The organism is Bacillus pseudomycoides DSM 12442, assembly GCF_000161455.1.
GTDB lineage: Bacteria > Bacillota > Bacilli > Bacillales > Bacillaceae_G > Bacillus_A > Bacillus_A pseudomycoides.
In genome coordinates, this window is the sequence record NZ_CM000745.1 from 770,385 (window position 1) to 793,225 (window position 22,841).

Genomic DNA, 22,841 nt, shown 5'->3' on the forward strand with positions numbered 1-22,841 from the left:
ATTCTGCAGCTTCTGGATAAGAATTGAATGTTCCGTCTAAGTTACTACCTGCGTACACATTCCACATATCGTCTTCTTGGATAAGAGTAAGAATATGGCCGTCTTCATTATGCCATTCTTCTTCTTTAGTAGGTGCAGCCTGTGCGACTACTTCTTCGGGTTCTTGGGATAGAAGTTCAATTGATTTTTGAATTAATGAGCGTAGTTCGTCTGCTGAAAATTCACGGATGTTAACCATGCCTTTATCGTCTGTTTTATAACCGTTAATGCCGCTAGCGTATACAAAGCCATTTCCATTTGGATGTAAATGATAAACAACGTTCTTTTTGTCTAAGCGACTTTCTTCAAAGTGAAAGTTTACACGTTTTAATGACACGTTCTTTCTTTCTAATTGCGGGAAAGATTCGATAATCGATAATTTTTCTTCAAAAGTTAGCATATTGCCTCCAAATATATAGTAAAAGATTTAATCCGTTCATTATAGCATAGGGGGATTTTTTTCTAAAGCGTTAGCGAGAAGGGAATGTGAAAAATGAAGACGGTTACTTCACGATACTGTAAAGAGTTTCTTCTAAAAGGCGCTGACGAACGCGCCTTTCTCACGTTACAATGGAACGTGGACATTATCCTGCATGTAACACTTCTACCTCAAAATTTAGCGAAAGCAAGGAAGTTAGTGAGAGAAGAACTGTCAGTAAAAGCCCGATTGGTAAGAGATAATAATCAGTGGGACTGAAGACCCCTCACTGATTAAAGTTTCATTTTATGTAGAGGTGATTTTTTTATGGTTCAAAAAATAGCAAAAGAATGTTTAGCGGGTTTTACCGTGGCGATTGTTGCACTGCCGCTCGCAATTGCGTTTGGGATTGCCGCAACGGGGACATCTGAAGGGGCGTTAGTCGGATTGTATGGTGCGATTTTTGCGGGATTATTTGCAGCGCTGTTTGGTGGCACAGCAGGGCAAGTAACAGGTCCTACAGGTCCAATTACGGTGATTGCGACAGGAGTTATCGCAACTCATGGACTCGAAGCAAGTTTTATCGCATTTATGATGGCCGGGTTGTTTCAAATTTTATTTGGTGTATGTAAGCTTGGAGCTTATATACGTTATATTCCATATTCCGTTGTTTCAGGGTTTATGAATGGAATTGCACTTATCATTATTTTAGGTGAAATGAAGCATGTAAAGAATAGCTTTTTACTTGTTCTGTTAACAATTCTCGTTATGCTTGTTGCAGGGAAGTGGATTAAAGCGATTCCGGCGAGTCTAATTGCGTTAGTTGGAGTTACGGCAACATTGCCATTATTTTCTCATGTATTACAAGGACTTACGATTCAATTACCTTTTGTGGGAACGATTCCTCTAAACAAGATGATTGAAAAAATTGGAGCAATTCCAGAAGCAATACCTTCTCTTCATGTACCATCTTTTAGTGGATCAGTAGTGCTTGAACTTATTTTTCCAGCACTTAGTATCGCATTATTAGGATCAATTGACTCTTTATTAACATCTGTTGTGATGGATAACGTAACAGGTACGCGCCATAAAAGTAATAAAGAATTGATTGGCCAAGGGTTAGGGAATATCATGAGTGGATTGTTTGGCGGATTAGCAGGAGCAGGAGCAACTGTAAGATCGATTGTGAATATAAGAAGTGGCGGGAAAACAGCATTGTCAGCTTGTATGCATAGCATCATTTTATTTATTTTCATTATTGGACTTGGTGCGGTTGTACAATATATTCCACTTGCAGTACTATCGGGTATTTTAATTTTAACAGGTATCGGAATGTTTGATTGGGATAGCATGAAAAAGATGCATGTAGCCCCAAAAGCTGATACTGTCGTTATGCTTTTAACAATGGTGATTACAGTGAAATTTGATTTAATGATTGCGGTTGCGTTTGGCATAGTGCTTTCCTTCATTTTATATATAGTGCAATGTAAAGAACGAAAAGCTTCTATTGTAAAAGAAGAAGGGGAAGATGCATTGTATATGATTCGGGGGCCGCTTTCCTTTCTATCTGTTGACCGTATTTTCTCTTCTTTGCAAGAAGTCAAATCTCATTTGACATTACGTTTGAATGATGTGCATTATATGGATACTTCAGGAGCGATGGCGCTATTAAACTTTGTGGATCATACGGAGAAAATGGGTGCAAGTGTAACGCTTGAGCATTTACAGCCGCATGTTGAACAGACGCTGCTAAGTTTGGCAAATGATGAACAAAGAAAAAAGTTACAAATGGTGAACGAAAAGTAGAGTTGAAATGATGAAAAGCAGCATCCACATAATTGGATGCTGCTTGTAGCGTTTTCTTAATCTGCTTTTAAATCAACAATGACATAGGCTAATATTACGACAAAGAAAATACTAACAGCTGGTGCGGTTAATACATGTCCAGCCGTAAAGGCAATACCTAGTGCTAATACTAGCACACTGGCAAGGAGCATATATCTTACAGTTATAATGGATTTGAAATTTGTAATGACGCGAATGAATAATCGAATGCCAAAATAAACAAATGGTAACAGATAAAGCAGAAAACCAATGATTCCAAATGAAAAGAATAAATCATGAAAGTCCATTTCAATTAGTTTAACTGCATCTTTATCTTTATAGTTTCCTGCGTATCCCATACCGAATAACTTTTGTGATATAGGGGCTTCTTTATAGTATTGTTTATACACTTGTAAGAATTTATCACGGTCACTATAAATTAAACTATTCATTTCTCCACTTGTTAATTTTCCTTCTGCACGTCTTTTTGCTTCTTCAGGATCCTCTGTAATTACTTTCCCTTCTTTTCTTGCTTGTTCTTCGCTTGCTAATTTTTTATCTTCATATATTTGTAAATGAATGCCCATATTTTTTGCAATAGGAGTAAGTGGTGTGACTGCCAATAAACCACCTAGTACAACAAGAGCAACAAAGGTATTAACAAGATGTGTAATTCCTTTACCTACTTTTTTACGTTGCATCATATATTCAATAATAGAAAAGAGAAGTGCAACGCCTAGTGTAAGGATAATTGCTCCATATCCCACTTTTGTTCCGACCATAATACTGGCATACATCGCTAAAATTGTTGGAATCCAGTAGTATACTTTAGAAAAAGAAGTTGTTTTCTGTACAGAGTAGAGTACAACCATTGGGAACGTGATTGCTAAAATAGAACTCAATTCATTTCCCGCGAAGAACCATCCTCTAGAGCCGGTTTTTTCGTATGAATAACTTGAGAAATCTGTTCCGGATGCTATAGATACAATCATAACCATACTTACAATTAACGATGCATATAAGAAATATGTAATGAGTTTATCAGAAGCATGCTGTTTATCTTTTAGTTCTTTAAATACAAGAATATATCCAAACAATAAAACGATTGGATATGTACTTTTCAAAATGAATTTAATTTCCTCGCCAAAAGAAACGGGGTGCTTGACGATCATATTGTTTACAAGTCCAGCAGCAAGTACGATACCAAGTAAGACTAGATAGAAAATATATTTCTTATTACCAGGTTGTTTCCAATTGAAAAGTAGATATCCTAAAGCGAGAGTCATAAAGGCAAATCTTACTACAATTCCGACTGTCGCACTCATGTGTAATGTGTAGATAGAGAAAGATGTTAATAAATCTAAAATTGGTTGCAACACGATGAATAGTAACAGGAAATGTGGGAAGTAGTTATTCGTTTGTTTCAACTTGTTAACCATGTTTTCCTCCATTTCTTCATTTTCGCATGATTGGATGAACGAATTTCTATGTCCATTTGATACATCAACATAAGAATACACCATTTTATTATAATGGTAAATAGACGAGGATATGTGGCAAATCTCTTGAAAAGAGGTTATTTTCTTTCATTCATAATAGGGAATATGTAAATTTTCGAGTGTATTAGACAGAAAATTACGAAAAAAGAAGGATTTTACACCTCTTTTCTTTAATTATATAAGTATAATCTTTAAGGAAGAAAGAGGGATATATAATGGAAGTAAAAAGTAAAGCCGAGTCTGTAGTTGTGAAATATGAAGGACGAGTAGCAACGATTATGATGAATCGCCCAGAAGTATTAAATGCATTAGATGAACCTACGCTCAAAGAATTGTTAGCAAAGCTGAAAGAAGTAGCTGAAAGTTCCGTTCATATTGTCGTATTATGCGGGAATGGACGTGGTTTTTCTGCGGGTGGAGACATTAAATCTATGCTTTCTAGTAATGATGAAAGCAAATTTGAAAGTATCATGAATACCATTTCAGAAATTGTTGTAACGTTATATACAATGCCAAAACTTGTGATCAGTGCAATTCATGGCCCAACTGCGGGGCTTGGTTTAAGTATTGCGTTAACAGCTGATTATGTATTGGCAGACGTTTCATCTATCATTGCGATGAATTTTATTGGAATCGCTTTAATACCAGACGGCGGGGGGCATTTCTTCTTACAAAAACGTCTCGGTGAAAATATGGCAAAACAAATCATTTGGGAAGGTAAAAAGTTACCAGCAACAGAAGCGTTAGAGCTTGGATTAATTGACGAAGTTATCGGAGAAAACTTCCAAGGTGCTGTAAAACAAAAAATAAATGAATGGCTTCAAAAACCAATTAAATCCATGATTCAAACGAAACAAATTTTATGCGAAGTCAATCGCTCAAGCTTAGAACAAACGCTTCAGCTTGAAAAGCGCGGACAATACGAAATGAGAAGAACAGCTGACCATAAAGAAGGAATTACTGCATTTTTAGAAAAACGTCCGCCTGCGTTTAAAGGGGAATAAAAAAAGAAAAAGTGTTAACACATCCTAAGTGTTAGCACTTTTTTAAGTAATGAGGGAAAAGATGAAAAGAAAAGTTATAGTTATTATCGGTTTATTTATGCTAATCTATTTTGCTCTACATAGCACACCAACGCTTGCTGTTCGCACGGCGTTATTTTTTGAGGGCCATCCTAAGGTTGCTACAGGGGGAGAAATTACGAAAGAAAGAAATATAGAGAAAGAAGCACTTCCTGCAGCTTGTCAAACATTGTATGGAACAGAAAATAACGAACCAGATCATTACTTCTTTCCTCAAGTACAAGCTCATGGAACGGGGATTGATATGATGAGTGCGTGTGTGAAAAAGAAATGGTTTTTCTATAAAGCAGAGCTAGGATGCTACTAAATATGGAAAGAAGATATGCTATAGTATAAGTATGATATTTTGGTGGAGGTAGAACTATGTCAACTTATAATAAACTAGTTAGAGATCTCGTTCCAGAAAAGATTTTAATGTCTGGAAAAACATATACTTCAAAAAAATTAACTGGTCAAGCATACATACAAGCATTAGCGAAAATCGGAACAGAGGAAATTCGTGAATTCGCCTCAATGAAAGAACGTGAACACGCATTAGATTCACTGGCTGATGCACTAGAAGTCATCATCTCACTAGCGCGTGCAGAAGGCGCAACATTTGAAGATATTGAGCGTCTTCGTAAGCAAAAAGAAGAAGAACGCGGTGGGTTCCAAAGAGGGATTTACTTGCTGGATGTTTCGGAGGAGTAGTTAACTGTGAATTATATAGAGATATAAAACCTTTCTGTTTTTGGGTGGGAGAGAGGATCCGTCCATGCGTAGAAGCGGACTCGGCTTTTTTCTGTCCCATGCTGTGTTTGAAACAAAGGGAGAGAATGAGAGTAAAACGTTCTCTTTTGGCGTACAAAACAACAAACAATAAGCTAAATGGGTTACGAAATCGCAAATGATTTCGTAACCCATTTAGCTTGTTGATATATAAGTATTTTTGGCATTCTAGCAAGCTAATTCGCATAAGAAAACGCAAGTAAATTATCATGTTAAAATGAGACTTATTTTCCCCATATTTTTTTAAACGACATAGCATATGTTATTCCAAGTACGGATTGTACTATTAGAAATAGTGATGCAGTCAATGTTTTTACATTATGGTCCAATGCACCTAATACTCCCATAATTAAGCCAATTAAGATAAAAAGTACACTTAGGAAAGGCGTAACTTTCATTAATATTTCAAACTTTTTATTCATAAAATGACCTCCTATTTTCTGTGGATTTTAACTATTATATAGGATTTATTATAAAATTAAAATATTTAAATTATATGTAAATCGCCTATCTAAATTTAAAGGCCTTTAATTTTGTATCTGAATGAGAGGTGTGGGATTGCACCAAAAGTTTTTGCTCTTAACAGAGCCATTTTTGGGGGAGCATTGTTTTTAATAAAGAATGATTGAATTCCCTCCCTATATAAGTAAATAACGAGGGGCTTCTGAAAAACATCTACTGTTATTCTCCTGAATCCTCTTCAAAAACGTCTCTTGTATATAATAACTATACATTATATATAAGAAGAAAGGTAAACTTAATTGGTAATTACATCAATTTATGTATATTAAAACAATTTTATTATTTTTTCTTATTTTAGGGTGGAGAGAGTCCGTCCATGCGTAGAGGCGGTCAGTGCCTTTTTCTGCCCCATGCCGGGTTTAAAACAAAGGGAGAGAATGAGAGGAGGTCTCTTTTTGTTTTCATAGCAGTGACTGAGATATTGGGAAATCAATATATATAGTGAAAAATCGATATAAACCCTTTCTTTTTTTTGTGGGAGAGAGGATCCATGTATATGCGGAAGTGGAAAGAAATATAAAAAATGTTGTTTAAAATAAAGGCTATATAGGAGAAACGCCATCTATAAGTGGTGGTTTTCTAATGATTACTGTATACTGAATATTAGAAAAATGAAGTGGAGGGACCAACATTGGCACATCATGCAAAAGAAACAATGGAATTAATTAAACAGCTTGTTTCTATTCCAAGTCCATCTGGAAATACAGGCAAAATCATTAACTTTATTGAAAACTACGTAAAAGAGTGGAATGTAGAAACGAAGCGTAACAATAAAGGTGCGCTTATTTTGACGTTAAAAGGGAAAAACGATGATCAGCATCGTTTACTAACTGCTCACGTTGATACTTTAGGTGCAATGGTAAAAGAAATTAAATCTGACGGTCGCCTTCGCTTATCGATGATTGGCGGGTTTCGCTGGAACTCTGTTGAAGGAGAATATTGCGAAATCGAAACAGCGAGCGGAAAAACATATACGGGTACAATTTTAATGCACCAAACATCTGTCCATGTATACAAAGACGCAGGTGAAGCAAAACGTGATGAAAAAAATATTGAAGTTCGTATCGATGAGCGCGTATCTTCAGCAGATGAAGTTCGTGAACTAGGAATCGAAGTAGGGGACTTTGTCTCATTCGACCCACGTGTCCAAATTACAGAGAGCGGCTACATAAAATCACGTCACCTAGACGACAAAGTAAGCGTGGCAATTCTACTAAAATTAATTAAAAGATTACAAGATGAAAACATTACATTGCCATACACAACACATTTTTTAATCTCTAATAATGAAGAAATCGGGTATGGTGGTAATTCCAACATCCCAGAAGAAACAGTAGAATACTTAGCTGTCGACATGGGAGCATTAGGGGATGGTCAAGCATCAGATGAATACACAGTATCCATCTGTGCGAAAGACTCTAGCGGTCCATACCACTACGGTTTACGTAAACATTTAGTGGAACTTGCGAAAGCAAACAACATTGAATATAAAGTAGATATTTACCCATACTACGGATCAGATGCATCCGCAGCAATCCGCGCAGGATTTGATGTGAAACACGCGCTAATTGGAGCAGGAATTGATTCTTCTCATGCATTTGAGCGTACACATGAGAGTTCGATTGTACATACGGAGGCGCTTGTGTTTGCTTATGTGATGTCAGAGTTGATTGGAGAATAGCGAAAAGAGGTTACCTGGCACTGGGTAACCTCTTTTGTATGGCGAATGTTGTCGGATTGACACTCCCACGGCTAAAGCCAGTGAAATTCTTGCTACCAAAGGCGGAGTAAACTCGTACAGGTGCTTTCTCGTATCGCAAAATCTGTAATCTCCTTACATACTACATGTGAAGATTTTTTTATGAAAAAACAGCTATTAAAGAAATTAACTTTCCTAAAACTGAAGGAGCTTGTAATTTTAGTATGAATCTCAGTTGAACTCATGTTACTTAATCGTTCCCATCCCACCAATTTCTACATTTACCTTGACGTTTACATCGCCCTTTGCTAATGCCTTATTCCATTTATTTTGGACTTTTTTCCATTCTGGATATGTGTAAGTTCTTGCATATACCCCAAGCCCAATAGGGTCGATTTTGGCAGCTTGTATTTTCTTTATTAATTGCTTGAAATCAGCTTCCAGCTTAGTTTCAATAGCTTTTTGTAATTTTGCTGCGTCCTTTCTTGTATTGAACGAAAAAAGCCGTTCTGTAATACTGATTCTCATCTTTACATCTATATTAAATATAAAATGATTATCATACTTTACCTTTGTCTTTACTTTAATATTTTGGGCACTAAAGCTTATCCAATCTTTATCCTGGCTATCTGACTTTAGTTTAAGTGCAATTGTAAATGGAAACTCACCTTTCGTTTCTTGCTGCAAAATGCGTAATAGTTTGTTTTCATCGGATTTTAGCGCTAATTTATACCTTCCTTTTTCATCCAACAAAGCCGTACCTGTCACCCATATTCTATTCTTTTTTTTCATCTCAGTAATACTTGCTGTTATCCCTTTGTCTGCTACTTGTTCATGTAATTTTTGAAGAGTTGTTTTTACTGCGATATTTCTTAAATAGGCGGTATCAACTAGTTTTGTTAAATATAAAGGAAGCCGCGGTTTATCTTTTGGGTGATAAAAGATGACGTCCGAAACAGGTCCATCTACAGCAACAACTCGTGTGGTAACTGTGTTTTTGGGGTCTCGGTAAAATGGGTCGAGGTAATTTTCCCAGTTTTTTCGTTTCATTAGCCGTTTTCCAACTAAAATAACCTGTGTTTTACTTCCCGAGGTAAGCGCCATAACCGTAGCGTCAAATTTGTCTCTAGAATTTCGAGTCGTAACAGATTTCACACCAGTAGTTTCTTCTTTTACCTTTGCTTCTTTATTAAAAACAGGACTTGACATGTACACCAATAAATTATTATTACGATCTAAATCGATACCAAGGACAAGAGTAAGGGAAACATCTTCAACATTTGTTTGATCAAAGCATCCAGTCATCATGAACACTGATAACAAAATACAACATAGCACCTTTCTTTTCAATGTATCCCCCCCTGGCGAGACTTCTCATATACCCAGCTATACATCCATAAAATGATAGGTGATATATAAGTTAATCCTAATCCAGCATTCGATACTACCTGTTGCCAAGTTTCGGCTTGATTCCAACTAGGATGAGTCCAAAATATGAAGCCGATAATGAGTAATAATAGAACAAGAACATGAGAGGTGTGATCTTGTTTCCCAAGTAATTGGCTAGAACAAAATACAGCGCAGTATATGCAAGGAATCCAGGCTGTGGAAACAACGGTTAAGTAAACAGCTAATAAAATCATGTCAAAACGTTCTAAAAAACGAAATTCAATTACTTTAAGTAAATTTAGTACCGGCTGGTTAAATTGTGTAATGCTATCAGGGCTAAAATAGGCAAAGCAAACAATAGTAGCAAATAAATAAAATAACATCGTTAAAGTGTTTGCAATAACGATTCCATGGACTGCATACTGTTTTTTTTGTAAAAAGGGATATAAAAAGAACGCAATATCAAACCCTAAATAAGCAAAAATAGTGGTCGGTACAGCCGTTAATACCGGTTTCCACCCTTCTTTTAAGAGCGGAAAGAAAGGCAGCCAACTCCCGCCCTCTTTTAGCGGTATCAAAAAAAACAGCGGAATCCAAAGCATCATATAAAAATTAAGTTCACAGTACCGCCCTATAATACGAAGGCCGTTGCGTACAACAAGAAAGGTAGGAATCGAAAACAAAAAGATAATGATATAGTCAGGCGTTTTCGGAAGAAGCCATCCCTTAAGATAAAGCATAGCGTTCACAAGAATAGTACCGGAATAAAAGGCAAAATATATCATGTAAATAACAACGAGTGCTTTCCCTACTATTTTTCCAAATAATCGTATAAGAATGTCGTAAAGCGTATCCTCGGGATATCTTGCAGCTGTTTTCACGATGAAAACACCTGATATTGTGGAGAATACCCAGCCGATAAGTATAGCTATCCATCCATCTGTTCCAGCTTTTTCTGCAAGCAATCGTGGGAGAGATAAAACTCCAGTTCCTACCTGCATTCCATTAATTAAAAAAATATACTGCAGAAGAGTAATGTCATTATAGGCATATTTTTTCATAGTTTCACCTTTTATTATGGTTCTTTCCTTGTCGAATAGATTGAATGGCTCCCGTACCTTTAGAACGACTTCTCATGGCCCATAGAGGAAAGCGTACAAAAGCATCCTTCATATCTGCAAAGCGAAACGGTGCTAACGGAGTTCCATAAGGAGTTCCTAGCGATTCAAGACTGATAAGATGCGCAATTAATGTCATCCATCCGATAACAAGTCCGACAATTCCAAATAAGGCAGCTGATAGCATCATCGGAAAGCGTAAAAGTCTGACTGCCGCCCCCATATCATAATTAGGGATAATAAAAGAAGCGATGGCTGTAATAGCAACAACAATAATCATAATGTTGCTTACAATTCCTGCCTGAACAGCCGCTTGTCCAATAATAATTCCGCCTACAATTCCAATCGTCTGACCGATCGGAGTAGGCAGCCGCAAAGCCCCTTCCCTCATCATTTCCAATGTCATTTCCATAAGCAGTGCTTCCATAACTGGAGAAAATGGTACGCGCGTTCTTGATTCCGCAATAGATAAATAAAGCTCTACAGGAATGACTTCAAAATTAAAGGAAATAAACGCAACATAACTCGCAGGTAAAAATAGAGCAATCATAAAAGCGACGAAACGAAGTATACGAATAGACGAGGCAACTAACCAACGTGTCCCGTAATCATCAATTCCTTGAAAAAAGGAGATAAAATTTGTTGGAGCAATTAATACACTTGGGGAATGATCCACAACAACCACAAATCTTCCCTGAAGAATATGAGATACAGCCACATCGGGTCTTTCAGTTAACATAAATTGTGGAAACGGTGAGTACGGGTTATCTTCAATGAATTCGATAAGTTCACCAGTACTAGCAACAGCGTCGACCGTAATATTTTGAATCCGTGTTTCTAATTCCTTCAGCACATCTTCAGAAGCTACATCTTTCAAATATAAAATAGAAATCCTCGTGTTGCTTCGTATACCAATTATTATTTCTTTTATCATTAATTCGCGATGAGGAATATATCTTCGAATCATTGCGATATTTTGGCTTCCAGTTTCCACAAATGCTTGATGCGCACCTTTTAGAGCTATTTCGTTATGAGCATCTTCGATATTTCTTTGTGGCCATCCTTTTGTATCCAATTGATGCGCTGTTGTTCGGCCGTAGATTAATAAAACACTATCTCCTCGGAAAATAGCATCTTCAATCTGACTCCACGTATTAATAATTTTAATATGTCCTAATGTAATTGGAAGTTCCGTATTCGTATCAAAAACACTATTCATCAAAGGATTTAGAACGTGATTTTGAATCAATTGTTTATCTGTTAATCCAGACAAATACACTAAAGCTGCTTCTAATCCATCTACTTTCATTTGAAACCGACGAATCACTAAATCAGGTGCTTGACGAAATATATTCTGAATATCAGCTATGTTTTTTGATAAATCAGCGTCTAAGAGGGAGTCCTCTATATTTTTTTTCCGAAAATGAGTATTGTCTTGTATTGAAAATGACTTAGGATTACCTCTATATTTTAACCGTTTCAGAAATTTAGCCATGACTCCCTCACTTTCTACGTGCCTTCTATAGTATGTTTAGTATGTATATATTAAGAAAAAATATCCTAATAACTAGAGAGGCAACGCCAGAATTATTACTATAGATGGCCATTAACCAAATTTCTAAAATAAAAAAGCATTTCCTTCTGTATGACTAGTAGAAAGAAATACTTTTTATAATAATCTTCTATAATTTCTTTAGGAACCATACTGCCACCTGTCCCGCACATGACGTGTGTAGCATTTTCTAGTTTGTCTAATTGTGCATACAGAGGCGCTTGTGCTTGCTTACGTGTTATCGGATTTAATAGAAGAATAGAAGAGGAATGCTTTTCTGAAGGAGTGATTGGTAGTTGTATACCAATCACTTTTTTTATTCCGCTATTCGCGGGCAGTAAGACTCCCGCTTCGAAATTCAGCAAAAGCAAAGAGGATAGGTGAGTGTGATTAAAGTTTCACTTTGTTTGAATCATATGATATCATTTAATTTCATTAAAAGAGTATGTGAGCGAGTGTAAGGAGTTAGGAATACGAGCTAATTCCTAGAAATAAAATGTTCTTTAATAAGTAAAGAATCCGATGAAAAGGACTAATAAAAAGAGACAAACTTGCCTCGGCTTATTCCTTCCTTTTTCATATATTTCATGTTATATGGTGCTACTGAGAATGATAGGGAAGAACAATTTAAAATGATAAAGGATGCGAACAGATTGAATAATCACAGCACAACACCGGCATTTATATATACGTATGCATTCCGCGAGGATGAACGATCTTTATGTTATATGGAGATGCGCTCTCTTTTTGGAGTTGAGTCTCATGTTAACATTTTGAAAAGTAATGTTAAAATTGAGCCGAGCCGAAGTCCGTTTATGAAAGAACGAATCGAAGTGATGTATGAAGGAGACGACTTGGCAAATATTTTAGAACAAGTAGAACAAATTGATTTGGCAGGAGCTACATTTAAAGTTATTTTTGTTAAAATTAACGATCTCAATGAAGCAAACAAGATAGAATACGGACAGAGGCGTGTAATTGAGAGAGAAATCGGCATGCAGATTGAAGGGGAAGCGGACGTGCATCATCCAGAGCGTGTATTTGGAATTGTTCCTCTTGGTGGTCGTTGGTATTTTGGAGAATATATTGAAAGTGAAGCTGTTTGGTATCATCACGTGAAAAAACCACGCAGCTATTCTACGTCACTTAGCACACGTGTTGCGAGAGCTGTTGCGAATATCGCTGTGCCAAATCCTGATGGAGTCAAAGCGATTGACCCGTGTTGTGGTATAGGAACGGTACTGGTAGAGGCACTGTCCATGGGAATTGACATCGTGGGCCGGGATATAAATCCTCTTGTTGTAATTGGATCTAGAGAGAATATTGCGCATTTTGGATTTGAAGGAGACGTAACGGTAGGGCCGATTGCGGATGTCACAACTAATTACGATGTAGCAATTATCGATATGCCGTACAATTTATTTACACATGCGACACCAGAAGATCAATTCTCAATTCTTACACATGCGCGTCGTTTTGCGAAAAAAGTAATTGTTGTAACCATTGAGACAATGGATCACATGATTAAAGAAGCTGGATTTGAAATTACAGACCGCTGTATAGCTAAAAAAGGGACATTTTCTAGGGAAATTCTTGTTTGTGAATAGGGGAAGTCTTTTGTAATGAAAAAAGGAAAGTGATTGGTATATATGCCAATCACTTTTTTCTTTATCACTCAAAGGAATTGTTTAATCTTCTATTCTAGGATTAAGGGTATTTACTTGTTAAGCTTTGTAGTAACTGCTTAGCCTAGTGTTAGATAGTTTACTAGGAAGGCAACAAAAGGAGGCATGCCTTCTTTTGTTGCCTTGTACGGATTGTTTCTGTTTTTTTAATTGTAGAAACTACACTGCGAATGCGACAAAATACAACGCCATCCTGTTCGTTTCGAAAGGTACCAGAGATATTTGCCTTTACCTTGGCCATTCGCAAGTCACGCTCTGCTTGATTGTTGCCAAACGGGACAAACGCATTCCGAATATGGTGAGAAACGGTCGATATATTTGAAAAATCGCCGATATATTCGAAAGAACAGTCGATATCGTTTTATCGATGAATCATAATAGGTTACTTTTCTTTGAGTTCTTCTTGCTTTGCAGCTAATAAATTGCGTAAAACATGCCCACGATAGCTCTCTAACTTCCGTCCTTCAAAATAACGAACTCCTAATTTTTTCAGTTCAGCTACGTACCATCCTTTTGTTCCAAAATACATGGAGATCACTTCCTTTTTTTGCTTTTAAACAGTATATGTTTTAGAATTGATAAATTTCGTTTTTAATACTATATAACTGAATTTAAAATAAATGTTGAATATTCAGTCTATTTGTATTATTATTAGTTTATCATCGGATGACAGTGATTAGCCTCTCTGCATGCCCGGATATGATTTCGTTCAATTTAATCGAGGATGATTGGCTTCTTTCCACTTGAACTTCCTTAGCAGGAAGACGAGCCATAAGGATAGAGACAGTAAAATCCAATGTAACTTTGTACATTGTTTTTCTGGCTCTTTTTATTGTTCCTATTTATAGGAGGATTTTAAGAAAGCGTTATCAATAATAGTGATATTTCAATCTTATATATGCTAGCTCGAAGGGTTTATGAAAATAAATACTTATAGGTTGGTGATCTTTTTGGCGAAAGAAAAACAAGAATTGCAAAAAGACTTAAAAACCAGACATATCACGATGATTTCAATTGGTGGGGTAATCGGGGGCGGATTATTTGTAGGAAGTGGGACAATTATTCAATCAACCGGTCCAGCTGCCATTTTGTCCTATATCATTGGTGCTTTAATGGTTGTACTTGTGATGCGGATGCTCGGGGAGATGGCTGCGGTAAACCCTGATAGTGGTTCATTCTCAACATATGCACATAAGGCAATTGGACCTTGGGCAGGGTACACAATCGGTTGGTTATACTGGTTCAATTGGCTCATCATTATCGCGATCGAAGCGGTATTGTTAGGAGTGATGATCAATAATTGGTTTCCTTCTATACCAACATGGATAGCGAGTTTGTTCGTGATTATCATGATGACAATGACAAATGTTTATTCAGTGAAGTTATATGGGGAGTTTGAATATTGGTTAGCGTTTATTAAAGTTGTAGCGATTCTAGCATTTTTAGTTTTAGGAGTTTCTATGATTTTTGGACTTGTGCCTAATGTAGATAGACCGGATCTTTCAATGATCTCTGAAAACGGGGGCTTTTTTCCAAAAGGAATTATGCCAGTATTACTTAGCGTTGTGTTTATTTCTTTCTCTTTATCGGGGAGTGAAGTAGCGGCGATTGCGGCCGGAGAGTCTGATAATCCAGAGAAGAATGTAATAAGAGCGATTAACAGTGTTGTATGGCGTCTTATGATTTTCTTTGTAGGGTCTGTATCGATTTTGGTCATTTTTATGCCGTGGAACAATGCAGAATTATTGAAATTGCCTTATGCAAGTTTATTTCAGATGGCAGGAATCCCTGCGGCTGCGGAAATCATGAATGGGGTTGTATTTCTGTCGCTCCTTTCGGTTATGAATTCCGGAATATACACGAGTTCTCGTATGTTATTTTCACTTGCGAAAAAGGGAGACGCTCCTTTTATTTTTTCAAAGTTAAACAGTAGAGGGACACCAGTTTGGGCGATATATGCAAGTATCATCTTCGCATTCATTTGCGCCATGCTAAAGTTTATATCTCCTGATAAACTATTTGCTTTTTTAGCGAATAGCTCAGGCGGTGTTACGATGCTGATGTATATGTTCGTTGCCGTTTCTCATATCAGGTTGAGAAGAAAAGCTGAAAGAGAAGACCCAGGGAAACTAAAGGTGAAAATGTGGTTATTCCCTTATCTCACATATGCAACGCTTGCGATGATCATTACGATATTTGTTGCACAAGCGTTTATAGCGGATATGCGTATGCAATTTTATATGACGATGTTAGCAACTGCCGTAGTAATCGCAATCTATCTCCTAAGAGATAGAAATAAGCGAGTGCCAATAAAAGAAGATTTTACGATTATACAAGATTCGAAAGTTAGTTTAGAGAAGGAGTAAGAAAGGGGTATGTTCCATGCTAAAAGAAAAACAAAATATTGTAACGTCAAAATCAAATAGTCTACATGAGAGAAGAAACAATGCGGTGCCTGGGGGTCCTTATAATATTACGCAGTTATATGTCGGGTCGGCAAAAGGGGCAATCATTACGGATGTAGATGGTAACGAATTAATAGATTTTGCAGGCGGGATTGGTATGCAAAATGTCGGGCATTGTCATCCGAAAGTAGTACAAGCCATTCAAAGCCAAGTGGAATCTTCTATTCATAGTTGTTTTCATGTAGCGCCGTATGAAAGCTATATTGAGTTGGCTGAGAGATTGAATAAATTAACGCCAGGAGATTTTAAGAAAAAAACAATGTTTGCAAATAGCGGGGCTGAAGCGGTAGAGAACGCTGTGAAAATCGCTAGGAAAGCGACTGGGCGCAGTGCCATCGTCTCATTTGAGCGTGCATATCATGGGCGGACACTTCTGACAATGTCTCTTACGAGTAAGGTAAAACCTTATAAGCATGGATTTGGTCCATTTGCATCAGATGTATACAAGCTGCCTTATCCGTATTATTACCGCGCGGAAGACGGCATGACGAAAGAAGAAGTAGATGGGCAAATTTTAGCGTATTTCGAACGCTTTATGTTAGAGGAAGTGGCGAGTGATAATATCGCTGCCATTATTTTGGAACCACTTCAAGGTGAAGGGGGATTTATTGTTCCAAGTGCAACGTTTATACAAGGAGTAAGAAACCTTTGTGATAAATATGGAATTATCATGATTGCTGATGAAATTCAAACGGGCTTTGCTCGTACTGGAAGTTTGTTCGCAATGGATCATTTTGGAGTAGCTCCTGATTTAATGACATTTTCAAAATCCATTGCTGCAGGGATGCCGCTTAGCGCAGTGACAGGAAGAGCGGAATTGATGGATGCACCTGGACCAGGACAACTTGGTGGCACTTTTTCGGGAAGCCCGGTTGCTTGCGCAGCTGCACTCGCTGTTTTAGATGTAATAGAAGAAGAGCAGTTAGTAAAACGTGCCGAGGTAATCGGTAGCCGTATGATGGAAGTATTCCATAGCTGGAAGGAGAAATACGAATTAATTGGAGATGTGAGAGGCCTTGGAGCTATGACGGCGATCGAGCTTGTAAAGGACCGAAATACGAAAGAGCCAGCAACAGAAGAAGTAAAAGCGATTATGCAAGAAACACACAACAAAGGTGTAATCACAATAAGCGCTGGAATTTATGGAAATGTCCTTCGTTTCTTACCGCCGCTTGTTATCACAGATGAACAGCTGGAGGAAGGTCTTCATATTCTTGAAACGGCAATTGCGAAACTATCAAAATAGGAAACGATGATGGAGGCAGAGAAATGAGGTTTTTAAATTATATAAACGGCCTGTGGAAAGAGCCATCTGCGAATCAATATTCGAAAAATTATAATCCGCATAACGGAGACGTGTTGGGAGAATTTCCACTAAGTTCAGCAGATGATACTGGGGCAGCCATCGCATCCGCGAAAGAAGCGTTTCAAAGTTGGCAAGGGTTATCATTTCATGAGCGTGCAAGTTATTTATGGAAAGCAGCAGCGATTTTAAAAGAACGAGTGACGGAAATCGGTCAAGATTTAACGAGTGAAGAAGGAAAGACGCTTGCTGAAGGAATCGGCGAGACGAAGCGGGCAATCAGTATTTTGGAATACTATGCGGGGGAAGCAAATCAGCCGGTAGGAGAAATGATCCCTTCTGCAAATCCGAAAACAATGCTCTATAGTAAGCGCGTCGCAGTTGGACCAGTCGGACTCATTACACCATGGAATTTCCCAATTGCGATTCCAGCATGGAAAATGGCGCCAGCGCTTATTTATGGGAATACAGTTGTGATAAAGCCTGCTGAAATTACACCAAAATCCGTGTATCATCTTGTGAATGCTTTTCACGAGGCGGGAATTCCTGCTGGGGTTATCAATTGTGTATTTGGGAAAGGTTCAGTCGTTGGAGCAGAATTAACAGAAAATCCTGATATAAAAGCGATATCCTTTACTGGTTCGAATAGCGTCGGAAAAACCATTCAGCAAACGGCGATTGCAAGCGGGAAAAAGGTGCAATTAGAAATGGGAGGAAAAAACCCATTAGTCGTATTAAAGGATGCTGATACCCAGAAGGCAGTCGATATTGCGATAAGAGGTGCATTCATGTCAACAGGACAAAAATGCACAGCGACAAGCAGAGTGATTATTGAAGATGACATTTATGAGGAATTTCGAAATGAGCTCCTGTTACGTACAAAGGCTCTAAAAGTTGGAAATCCATTAAAACAGGATACATTTATGGGTCCATGTGTATCTGAAAATCAACAGCAATCTGTTTTAGCGATGATTGAAGTAGGAAAGAAAGAAGCTTCTTTACTTTGCGGAGGTAGCGCACCAGAAGAAGATGAGTTAAAACGAGGATATTATGTCCTGCCGACTATTTTTGAAGACGTACCGCAAGATGCACGAATTGCGAAAGAAGAAATCTTCGGTCCTGTTATCTGTTTGTTTAAGGTGAACAATTATCAAGAAGCGATTCATGTAGCGAACGATACAGAATACGGACTGAGTGCATCTGTTTGTACAAATAATCTCAGCCTAGCCCAGCAGTTTATTGATGATATGGAGGTTGGGATGGTCCATGTCAACTCAGAAACGGCAGGAGCAGAGCCGCAAGTTCCGTTTGGTGGTATGAAAAATTCGAGTGCAGGACCGCGTGAACAAGGAAAAACAGCTGCAGAATTTTATACAAGAGTCAAAACGGTATATATCGATCAAGTATGAGTTATAGAATAAACACATAATAATGGGGGATGAACATGCGTAAAGGTACTTTTTTCATGGCAGGACACTCAAGACTTCCGAAAGGGATGGCTGTACGGAGTGTCTATGAAACATTAACAATTACAATAGAGGCAGATCATAAATATCACGTTATTATTGAAGCGTCATGTACCCTTGCTACTGAACATGGGAGAGACTTTATTGCTCAAATATTAAGAGGGCATAGTTTACAAGATGGCATTGAAGAGATCACGCAAGAAATCTCGTATCACTATCAAGGAAAAGCACAAAATGCGATTATTAGTGCGGTAAAAGATTTGTATCGCCAATATATAAGCTATGTAAACGGCGAAAAGCCACAAGAAGAATATGAAGAAACAAATCTATAACAAACTGCCTAGTTTATTACGCTTTACTTTCTAAAGAGCATTCATAAACAAGAGCCAGTTATATTTCAGCTTATTTGATGAGCGAAATATAACTGGCTTTTTTATTTTTATCTAATGAGGAGGAAAGAATATGTCAAAATCAAACGAAGATGTAAAACAAAAAAGAGGGTGCGCGAAAAATGATGCAGTGAAAACTTGTAATATGTGTAAAGTATGTGGGCGGAAGAAGGAAAATGAAAAGTACATGTCAAAGGATAAGAAAGTTCTTTGGAATTCGTAAATTATAATAGATAAATATAGTGTCAGCTCTTGCCGCTTCATATACAATAAAAGTAGGATTGCTCTTCTACTAAAGAGCAGTTTTTAGAAGGAGGGAATGATATGGAGAAAATGAAAGTAGAATTCGAAGTGAAAGGATTCGGTGAAGAAAAAGTATTAAATGTTGATGACGCTTTTAAAAGTATTGAAATTGCAAGAGTAAACGGTTTATCAAAAGATACTACATTAGGCGAATTAGAATCCATGTTAAAAGCTATGTTCGATGAAGTTGAAAAAAATTATGAAAATCCACCACAATTCACTGGAAGAATTACGATTCGAGCAAAAAAAGAAAATGCTGAAATTAAGTATTATGGCTAACTCTAACTGCATGGAAATAAATAATAAAAACATATTGACAGTGTGAATATTTTGAATTATCATTTAATTATAAAGTGATAAGATCCATATGAGAAGTTAGCCTTCTCTATATCCGATCTTCATTTTCTGTTTTGCACATATTTTCATAAAAAAACTGTCTATTATTACTGTACTTTAAGAGATTAAAGAACACTCGTAATTTAAAGCCAGTTGTACGTTTTCTACGATTTGTATTGTAGATGCGTATGACTGGCTTTTTCGTTTTATTTAAACTAAAGGAGGAAATAACATGTCAGTGATTACAGAGCAAGAAGTGAAGATGAAGTTTGCAAAGAAATATGAGGGGTATGAAATTGTTCCTCATCCAGAACATAGACGTTTGTATCATATTGTGTTAGATCAGCAATTGCTTCAGCAATTTTTCGCAGAGGTAAAAGAACATTCGGAGCAATCCTTACAATATATTCCGTATTCTCGCTTTATCCTCGCTGATCAAATGAAAAAATTCTTTGGTGAATCGTTTATGGAAAATGTTCGCGGTATTATTCACGACCGGGAAACAGGCGGGTTTACAATTGGTGTACAAGGCGAAACGATAGATGCAGGAGACTATGTGAAATTTGCAACGGCATTAACACATTTAATTGGTACACCTAACTTTGATGCAATGACAGGAACGTACTACGCGAGATTTAATGTGAAAGATACAGATGGCAGTGATTCTTACCTTCGCCAAGCATATCGATTATTCACGCTTCATACAGACGGGACATTTGTTGACGAACCGACAGATTGGCTCCTTATGATGAAATTTGAGGAAAAGAATGCGGTAGGGGGCGAATCACGTTTACTTCATTTAGATGATTGGGAAGAGCTTGATAAATTTCGCAAGCATCCACTCGCATCGGTAAAAGTTACGTACAAAGCACCTCCAAGTAAAAACGCACAAGAAATCGTATACCGTGAAACATTTTTTGATGTAAACAACGCACCGTGTATTTGCTTTATTGATCAATTCGCTTATCCAGATAATATTGAACAGGCAACATATTTGAAGGAATTATCACACTCTGTGGAGAACTCTCCAGCAACGCACGCATTAAAATTACCAGTTGGAGATCTCGTTCTATTAAACAATCTCTTTTGGATGCATGGGCGCGCTCCTTTTGAGAAAAACAAAGATTTATATCGAGAGCTCATGCGCCAGCGCGGTTGTTTTTCTAAATAATAGATTTGGCGGGCCTTTCAACAAGGCCTGCCTTTCCTAATATAGGGGATACAGACATAAGGGGGAAGTTAAATGTATGATTTTCTAATTATCGGCGGAGGAATTGTCGGTCTTTCAACTGGAATGGCCTTAACGAAAAAATTTCCTCATGCCAAAATCGCAGTCATCGAAAAAGAGGACGAACTTGCGCATCATCAAACAGGACATAATAGCGGTGTCATTCATTCCGGTATTTATTATAAACCAGGCAGCTATAAAGCGAAATTTGCGAAAGAAGGAAACGCAGCGATGGTGGAGTTCTGCAAAGAAAATGGCATTGCCTATGACATGTGCGGAAAGGTGATTGTCGCAACAGAACAAGAAGAACTTCCTCTTTTACATAACCTGTATGAAAGAGGCCTGCAAAATGGGTTACATATTTCGAAAATCGACAAAGGAGAATTAGCGGAAATCGAGCCTCACGTAAAAGGATTAGGAGCTATTCGCGTTCCTTCCTGCGGCATCGCCGATTATAAAGGAGTCAGTCATACATTTGCACGGTTCATAGAGGAAAATGGGGGAGAAGTGCATTTAGGCACAAAAGCAGAACAAATTTTTGAACACAAAGATTTCGTTACAATCGAAACAAACAAAGGCACATTCGAAACAAAATTTCTCATTAATTGCGCTGGACTACATAGCGACCGAATCGCCAAAAAAACAGGCATACTAACAGACATGAAAATCGTCCCGTTCCGAGGCGAATATTACGAACTCGTTCCAGAAAAGCGTCATCTCGTGAAACATTTAATTTATCCTGTTCCAAACCCAGACTTCCCATTCTTAGGTGTTCACTTTACAAGAATGATAAATGGGGACGTACATGCAGGGCCAAATGCAGTACTAAGTTTCAAGCGTGAAGGCTACACAAAAAAAGACTTTAACATAAAAGACTTCATGGAAACAATGACATACGCCGGCTTTTGGAAAATGGCAATGCCGAACATGAAAGAAGGCATGAAGGAAATGATTCGTTCTTTCAGTAAACAATCCTTTCTCAAAAGCTTGCAGCGCTTAATACCAGAGCTCACAGAGAAAGATATCGTTCCGACCCACGCTGGTGTAAGGGCGCAGGCGATTCTATCTAATGGGAATATGGTAGATGACTTCTGTATTATCCCGGGTATAAACTCTATGCATATTTGTAATGCCCCGTCTCCGGCGGCAACAGCTAGCTTGAAAATTGGGGAGGAGATTGTGGGGAAGGTGCCGGATGTGGTTGTGGATCGGGTGAGTACGGATGGGATGTTTCGAGTGAAGGCTTAGATAGGGGGAGGCTGCCTTTTGGGGTGGTCTCTTTTTTTGTTTGAGGTGAGGGTGATATTATCCCCTTAAGGTAGACAGTGTAAAAAGACCATGAATAAACATGGATGTTACACTTTTACTTGGAGGGGATTTTATTATGGTTAAAAAAGGGGATAAATTTCAAACTTATTCAGATGAATTAAAGATACAAGTTATAAAAAGTTATTTAAATGGTGAGGGCAGCCAAACAGCTTATGTAATATTGCATATTAAAATGTATTGATATATATGTAAGCGCTTACTATAATAAGAGTATAAAGATTTACAACATCTTACTATACAAAATAAGAGGAGGAAATAAAATGGCAATCGCAATGGCAGTTTTAAAATTTGTAGGTGGAATCATCCCATTAGTAGGAGAGCTTTTAAAAGCAGTAATGTAAGTTCATTATTCCGCAATTGCAATTATATGTAAAAACATCATACAAATGATCTGTATATCAAGAATGGATTGATGTGCAGATCATTT

General features: G+C 37.5%; 22 protein-coding genes and 2 pseudogenes. 16 read left to right on the forward strand and 8 right to left on the reverse strand.

Going from position 1 to position 22,841, the window contains the following annotated elements; all coding sequences use genetic code 11:
- Positions 1–439 (reverse strand): hypothetical protein (locus BPMYX0001_RS03915; RefSeq protein WP_033798665.1); only part of this gene is annotated, 439 nt, incomplete at its 3' end.
- A gap of 345 nt (positions 440–784) precedes the next feature.
- On the opposite strand from BPMYX0001_RS03915, the gene BPMYX0001_RS03925 reads away from it, so the two are divergent.
- Positions 785–2,263, forward strand: coding sequence for a SulP family inorganic anion transporter (locus tag BPMYX0001_RS03925; protein ID WP_006093682.1), 1,479 nt, complete (start codon positions 785–787; stop codon positions 2,261–2,263).
- Between the two features lie 56 nt (positions 2,264–2,319).
- Here the strand turns inward: BPMYX0001_RS03925 and BPMYX0001_RS03930 are convergent, their stop codons facing one another.
- Entirely contained in the window at positions 2,320–3,720 is a 1,401-nt protein-coding gene (locus tag BPMYX0001_RS03930) for an O-antigen ligase family protein (RefSeq protein WP_033798666.1), read from the reverse strand.
- Positions 3,721–3,995: 275 nt separating this feature from the next.
- On the opposite strand from BPMYX0001_RS03930, the gene BPMYX0001_RS03935 reads away from it, so the two are divergent.
- The 3 genes from BPMYX0001_RS03935 to BPMYX0001_RS03945 all read left to right on the forward strand — a co-directional run bounded on the left by BPMYX0001_RS03935 (position 3,996) and on the right by BPMYX0001_RS03945 (position 5,552).
- Positions 3,996–4,784, forward strand: a complete 789-nt coding sequence (locus BPMYX0001_RS03935) for an enoyl-CoA hydratase (protein WP_006093684.1) — start codon at positions 3,996–3,998, stop codon at positions 4,782–4,784.
- A gap of 61 nt (positions 4,785–4,845) precedes the next feature.
- Complete coding sequence (locus tag BPMYX0001_RS03940; RefSeq protein ID WP_033798667.1) at positions 4,846–5,169, forward strand: hypothetical protein; 324 nt, start codon at positions 4,846–4,848, stop codon at positions 5,167–5,169.
- A 56-nt stretch (positions 5,170–5,225) separates the two neighbouring features.
- Positions 5,226–5,552 (forward strand): nucleoside triphosphate pyrophosphohydrolase, encoded by a 327-nt coding sequence (locus tag BPMYX0001_RS03945; RefSeq protein WP_003195533.1) that lies wholly within the window; start codon positions 5,226–5,228, stop codon positions 5,550–5,552.
- A 302-nt stretch (positions 5,553–5,854) separates the two neighbouring features.
- Here the strand turns inward: BPMYX0001_RS03945 and BPMYX0001_RS03950 are convergent, their stop codons facing one another.
- Positions 5,855–6,052, reverse strand: coding sequence for a hypothetical protein (locus BPMYX0001_RS03950; RefSeq protein WP_033798668.1), 198 nt, complete (start codon positions 6,050–6,052; stop codon positions 5,855–5,857).
- Between the two features lie 585 nt (positions 6,053–6,637).
- Between BPMYX0001_RS03950 and BPMYX0001_RS34815 the strand changes: the two are divergent.
- Both BPMYX0001_RS34815 and BPMYX0001_RS03960 read left to right on the forward strand, forming a co-directional pair.
- Positions 6,638–6,691, forward strand: a pseudogene (locus BPMYX0001_RS34815) (SEC-C metal-binding domain-containing protein); the annotation flags it as partial.
- A gap of 92 nt (positions 6,692–6,783) precedes the next feature.
- The gene (locus BPMYX0001_RS03960; RefSeq protein WP_033798669.1) at positions 6,784–7,833 is read left to right on the forward strand and encodes a M42 family metallopeptidase; all 1,050 of its coding nucleotides are present in this window, start codon (positions 6,784–6,786) and stop codon (positions 7,831–7,833) included.
- 264 nt (positions 7,834–8,097) lie between these two features.
- Here the strand turns inward: BPMYX0001_RS03960 and BPMYX0001_RS03965 are convergent, their stop codons facing one another.
- The 3 genes from BPMYX0001_RS03965 to BPMYX0001_RS03975 are packed head-to-tail and all read right to left on the reverse strand — an operon-like array spanning position 8,098 to position 11,853.
- On the reverse strand, positions 8,098–9,201 hold the full coding sequence (locus tag BPMYX0001_RS03965) for a Ger(x)C family spore germination protein (RefSeq protein ID WP_033798670.1): 1,104 nt from the start codon (positions 9,199–9,201) through the stop codon (positions 8,098–8,100).
- The gene (locus BPMYX0001_RS03970) at positions 9,198–10,301 is read right to left on the reverse strand and encodes a GerAB/ArcD/ProY family transporter (protein WP_006093689.1); all 1,104 of its coding nucleotides are present in this window, start codon (positions 10,299–10,301) and stop codon (positions 9,198–9,200) included. The genes BPMYX0001_RS03965 and BPMYX0001_RS03970 overlap by 4 nt, the downstream gene beginning before the upstream one ends.
- 4 nt (positions 10,302–10,305) lie before the next feature.
- On the reverse strand, positions 10,306–11,853 hold the full coding sequence (locus BPMYX0001_RS03975; protein ID WP_033798671.1) for a spore germination protein: 1,548 nt from the start codon (positions 11,851–11,853) through the stop codon (positions 10,306–10,308).
- A 710-nt stretch (positions 11,854–12,563) separates the two neighbouring features.
- Between BPMYX0001_RS03975 and BPMYX0001_RS03985 the strand changes: the two genes are divergently transcribed.
- Positions 12,564–13,517 carry a TRM11 family SAM-dependent methyltransferase gene (locus tag BPMYX0001_RS03985; protein ID WP_029427461.1) on the forward strand — a complete coding sequence of 318 codons (954 nt, stop codon included), beginning with the start codon at positions 12,564–12,566 and terminating at the stop codon, positions 13,515–13,517.
- Positions 13,518–13,677: 160 nt separating this feature from the next.
- Here BPMYX0001_RS03985 and BPMYX0001_RS31980 read toward each other — a convergent pair.
- Together BPMYX0001_RS31980 and BPMYX0001_RS30160 are read right to left on the reverse strand one after the other, a co-directional pair.
- Positions 13,678–13,890, reverse strand: a pseudogene (locus BPMYX0001_RS31980) (hypothetical protein); the annotation flags it as partial.
- Positions 13,891–13,977: 87 nt separating this feature from the next.
- On the reverse strand, positions 13,978–14,124 hold the full coding sequence (locus BPMYX0001_RS30160; RefSeq protein ID WP_006093693.1) for a YflJ family protein: 147 nt from the start codon (positions 14,122–14,124) through the stop codon (positions 13,978–13,980).
- Between the two features lie 388 nt (positions 14,125–14,512).
- Here BPMYX0001_RS30160 and BPMYX0001_RS03990 point away from each other — a divergent pair, with 388 nt between their 5' ends.
- The 9 genes from BPMYX0001_RS03990 (at position 14,513) to BPMYX0001_RS34475 (ending at position 22,595) form a co-directional block, all read left to right on the forward strand.
- Entirely contained in the window at positions 14,513–15,961 is a 1,449-nt protein-coding gene (locus BPMYX0001_RS03990; protein ID WP_033798673.1) for an amino acid permease, read from the forward strand.
- Positions 15,962–15,977: 16 nt separating this feature from the next.
- Complete coding sequence (gabT, locus tag BPMYX0001_RS03995; RefSeq protein WP_006093695.1) at positions 15,978–17,306, forward strand: 4-aminobutyrate--2-oxoglutarate transaminase; 1,329 nt, start codon at positions 15,978–15,980, stop codon at positions 17,304–17,306.
- A gap of 23 nt (positions 17,307–17,329) precedes the next feature.
- Positions 17,330–18,772 carry an aldehyde dehydrogenase family protein gene (locus BPMYX0001_RS04000; protein WP_006093696.1) on the forward strand — a complete coding sequence of 481 codons (1,443 nt, stop codon included), beginning with the start codon at positions 17,330–17,332 and terminating at the stop codon, positions 18,770–18,772.
- A 35-nt stretch (positions 18,773–18,807) separates the two neighbouring features.
- On the forward strand, positions 18,808–19,161 hold the full coding sequence (locus BPMYX0001_RS04005) for a DUF3870 domain-containing protein (RefSeq protein ID WP_006093697.1): 354 nt from the start codon (positions 18,808–18,810) through the stop codon (positions 19,159–19,161).
- 130 nt (positions 19,162–19,291) lie between these two features.
- Positions 19,292–19,441 carry a hypothetical protein gene (locus tag BPMYX0001_RS32940; protein WP_006093698.1) on the forward strand — a complete coding sequence of 50 codons (150 nt, stop codon included), beginning with the start codon at positions 19,292–19,294 and terminating at the stop codon, positions 19,439–19,441.
- Between the two features lie 101 nt (positions 19,442–19,542).
- Positions 19,543–19,800 (forward strand): hypothetical protein, encoded by a 258-nt coding sequence (locus BPMYX0001_RS04010; RefSeq protein ID WP_006093699.1) that lies wholly within the window; start codon positions 19,543–19,545, stop codon positions 19,798–19,800.
- A gap of 289 nt (positions 19,801–20,089) precedes the next feature.
- The gene (gene glaH / locus BPMYX0001_RS04015) at positions 20,090–21,028 is read left to right on the forward strand and encodes a glutarate dioxygenase GlaH (protein ID WP_033798674.1); all 939 of its coding nucleotides are present in this window, start codon (positions 20,090–20,092) and stop codon (positions 21,026–21,028) included.
- Positions 21,029–21,100: 72 nt separating this feature from the next.
- Positions 21,101–22,333, forward strand: coding sequence for an L-2-hydroxyglutarate oxidase (gene lhgO / locus BPMYX0001_RS04020; RefSeq protein ID WP_006093701.1), 1,233 nt, complete (start codon positions 21,101–21,103; stop codon positions 22,331–22,333).
- Between the two features lie 136 nt (positions 22,334–22,469).
- The gene (locus BPMYX0001_RS34475; protein WP_257151099.1) at positions 22,470–22,595 is read left to right on the forward strand and encodes a hypothetical protein; all 126 of its coding nucleotides are present in this window, start codon (positions 22,470–22,472) and stop codon (positions 22,593–22,595) included.
- Positions 22,596–22,841: the final 246 nt, after the last annotated feature.

Coding starts and splice junctions, on each gene's coding strand:
- BPMYX0001_RS30160 (WP_006093693.1), bottom strand. CDS start 14,124: ATGTATTTTGGAACAAAAGGATGGTACGTAGCTGAACTGAAAAAATTA.
- BPMYX0001_RS03990 (WP_033798673.1), top strand. CDS start 14,513: ATGAAAATAAATACTTATAGGTTGGTGATCTTTTTGGCGAAAGAAAAA.
- BPMYX0001_RS03935 (WP_006093684.1), top strand. CDS start 3,996: ATGGAAGTAAAAAGTAAAGCCGAGTCTGTAGTTGTGAAATATGAAGGA.
- gabT (WP_006093695.1), top strand. CDS start 15,978: ATGCTAAAAGAAAAACAAAATATTGTAACGTCAAAATCAAATAGTCTA.
- BPMYX0001_RS03945 (WP_003195533.1), top strand. CDS start 5,226: ATGTCAACTTATAATAAACTAGTTAGAGATCTCGTTCCAGAAAAGATT.
- BPMYX0001_RS04010 (WP_006093699.1), top strand. CDS start 19,543: ATGGAGAAAATGAAAGTAGAATTCGAAGTGAAAGGATTCGGTGAAGAA.
- BPMYX0001_RS03930 (WP_033798666.1), bottom strand. CDS start 3,720: ATGGTTAACAAGTTGAAACAAACGAATAACTACTTCCCACATTTCCTG.
- BPMYX0001_RS03970 (WP_006093689.1), bottom strand. CDS start 10,301: ATGAAAAAATATGCCTATAATGACATTACTCTTCTGCAGTATATTTTT.
- BPMYX0001_RS03925 (WP_006093682.1), top strand. CDS start 785: ATGGTTCAAAAAATAGCAAAAGAATGTTTAGCGGGTTTTACCGTGGCG.
- BPMYX0001_RS03975 (WP_033798671.1), bottom strand. CDS start 11,853: ATGGCTAAATTTCTGAAACGGTTAAAATATAGAGGTAATCCTAAGTCA.
- glaH (WP_033798674.1), top strand. CDS start 20,090: ATGTCAGTGATTACAGAGCAAGAAGTGAAGATGAAGTTTGCAAAGAAA.
- BPMYX0001_RS32940 (WP_006093698.1), top strand. CDS start 19,292: ATGTCAAAATCAAACGAAGATGTAAAACAAAAAAGAGGGTGCGCGAAA.
- BPMYX0001_RS04000 (WP_006093696.1), top strand. CDS start 17,330: ATGAGGTTTTTAAATTATATAAACGGCCTGTGGAAAGAGCCATCTGCG.
- BPMYX0001_RS04005 (WP_006093697.1), top strand. CDS start 18,808: ATGCGTAAAGGTACTTTTTTCATGGCAGGACACTCAAGACTTCCGAAA.
- BPMYX0001_RS03940 (WP_033798667.1), top strand. CDS start 4,846: ATGAAAAGAAAAGTTATAGTTATTATCGGTTTATTTATGCTAATCTAT.
- BPMYX0001_RS34475 (WP_257151099.1), top strand. CDS start 22,470: ATGGTTAAAAAAGGGGATAAATTTCAAACTTATTCAGATGAATTAAAG.
- BPMYX0001_RS03950 (WP_033798668.1), bottom strand. CDS start 6,052: ATGAATAAAAAGTTTGAAATATTAATGAAAGTTACGCCTTTCCTAAGT.
- lhgO (WP_006093701.1), top strand. CDS start 21,101: ATGTATGATTTTCTAATTATCGGCGGAGGAATTGTCGGTCTTTCAACT.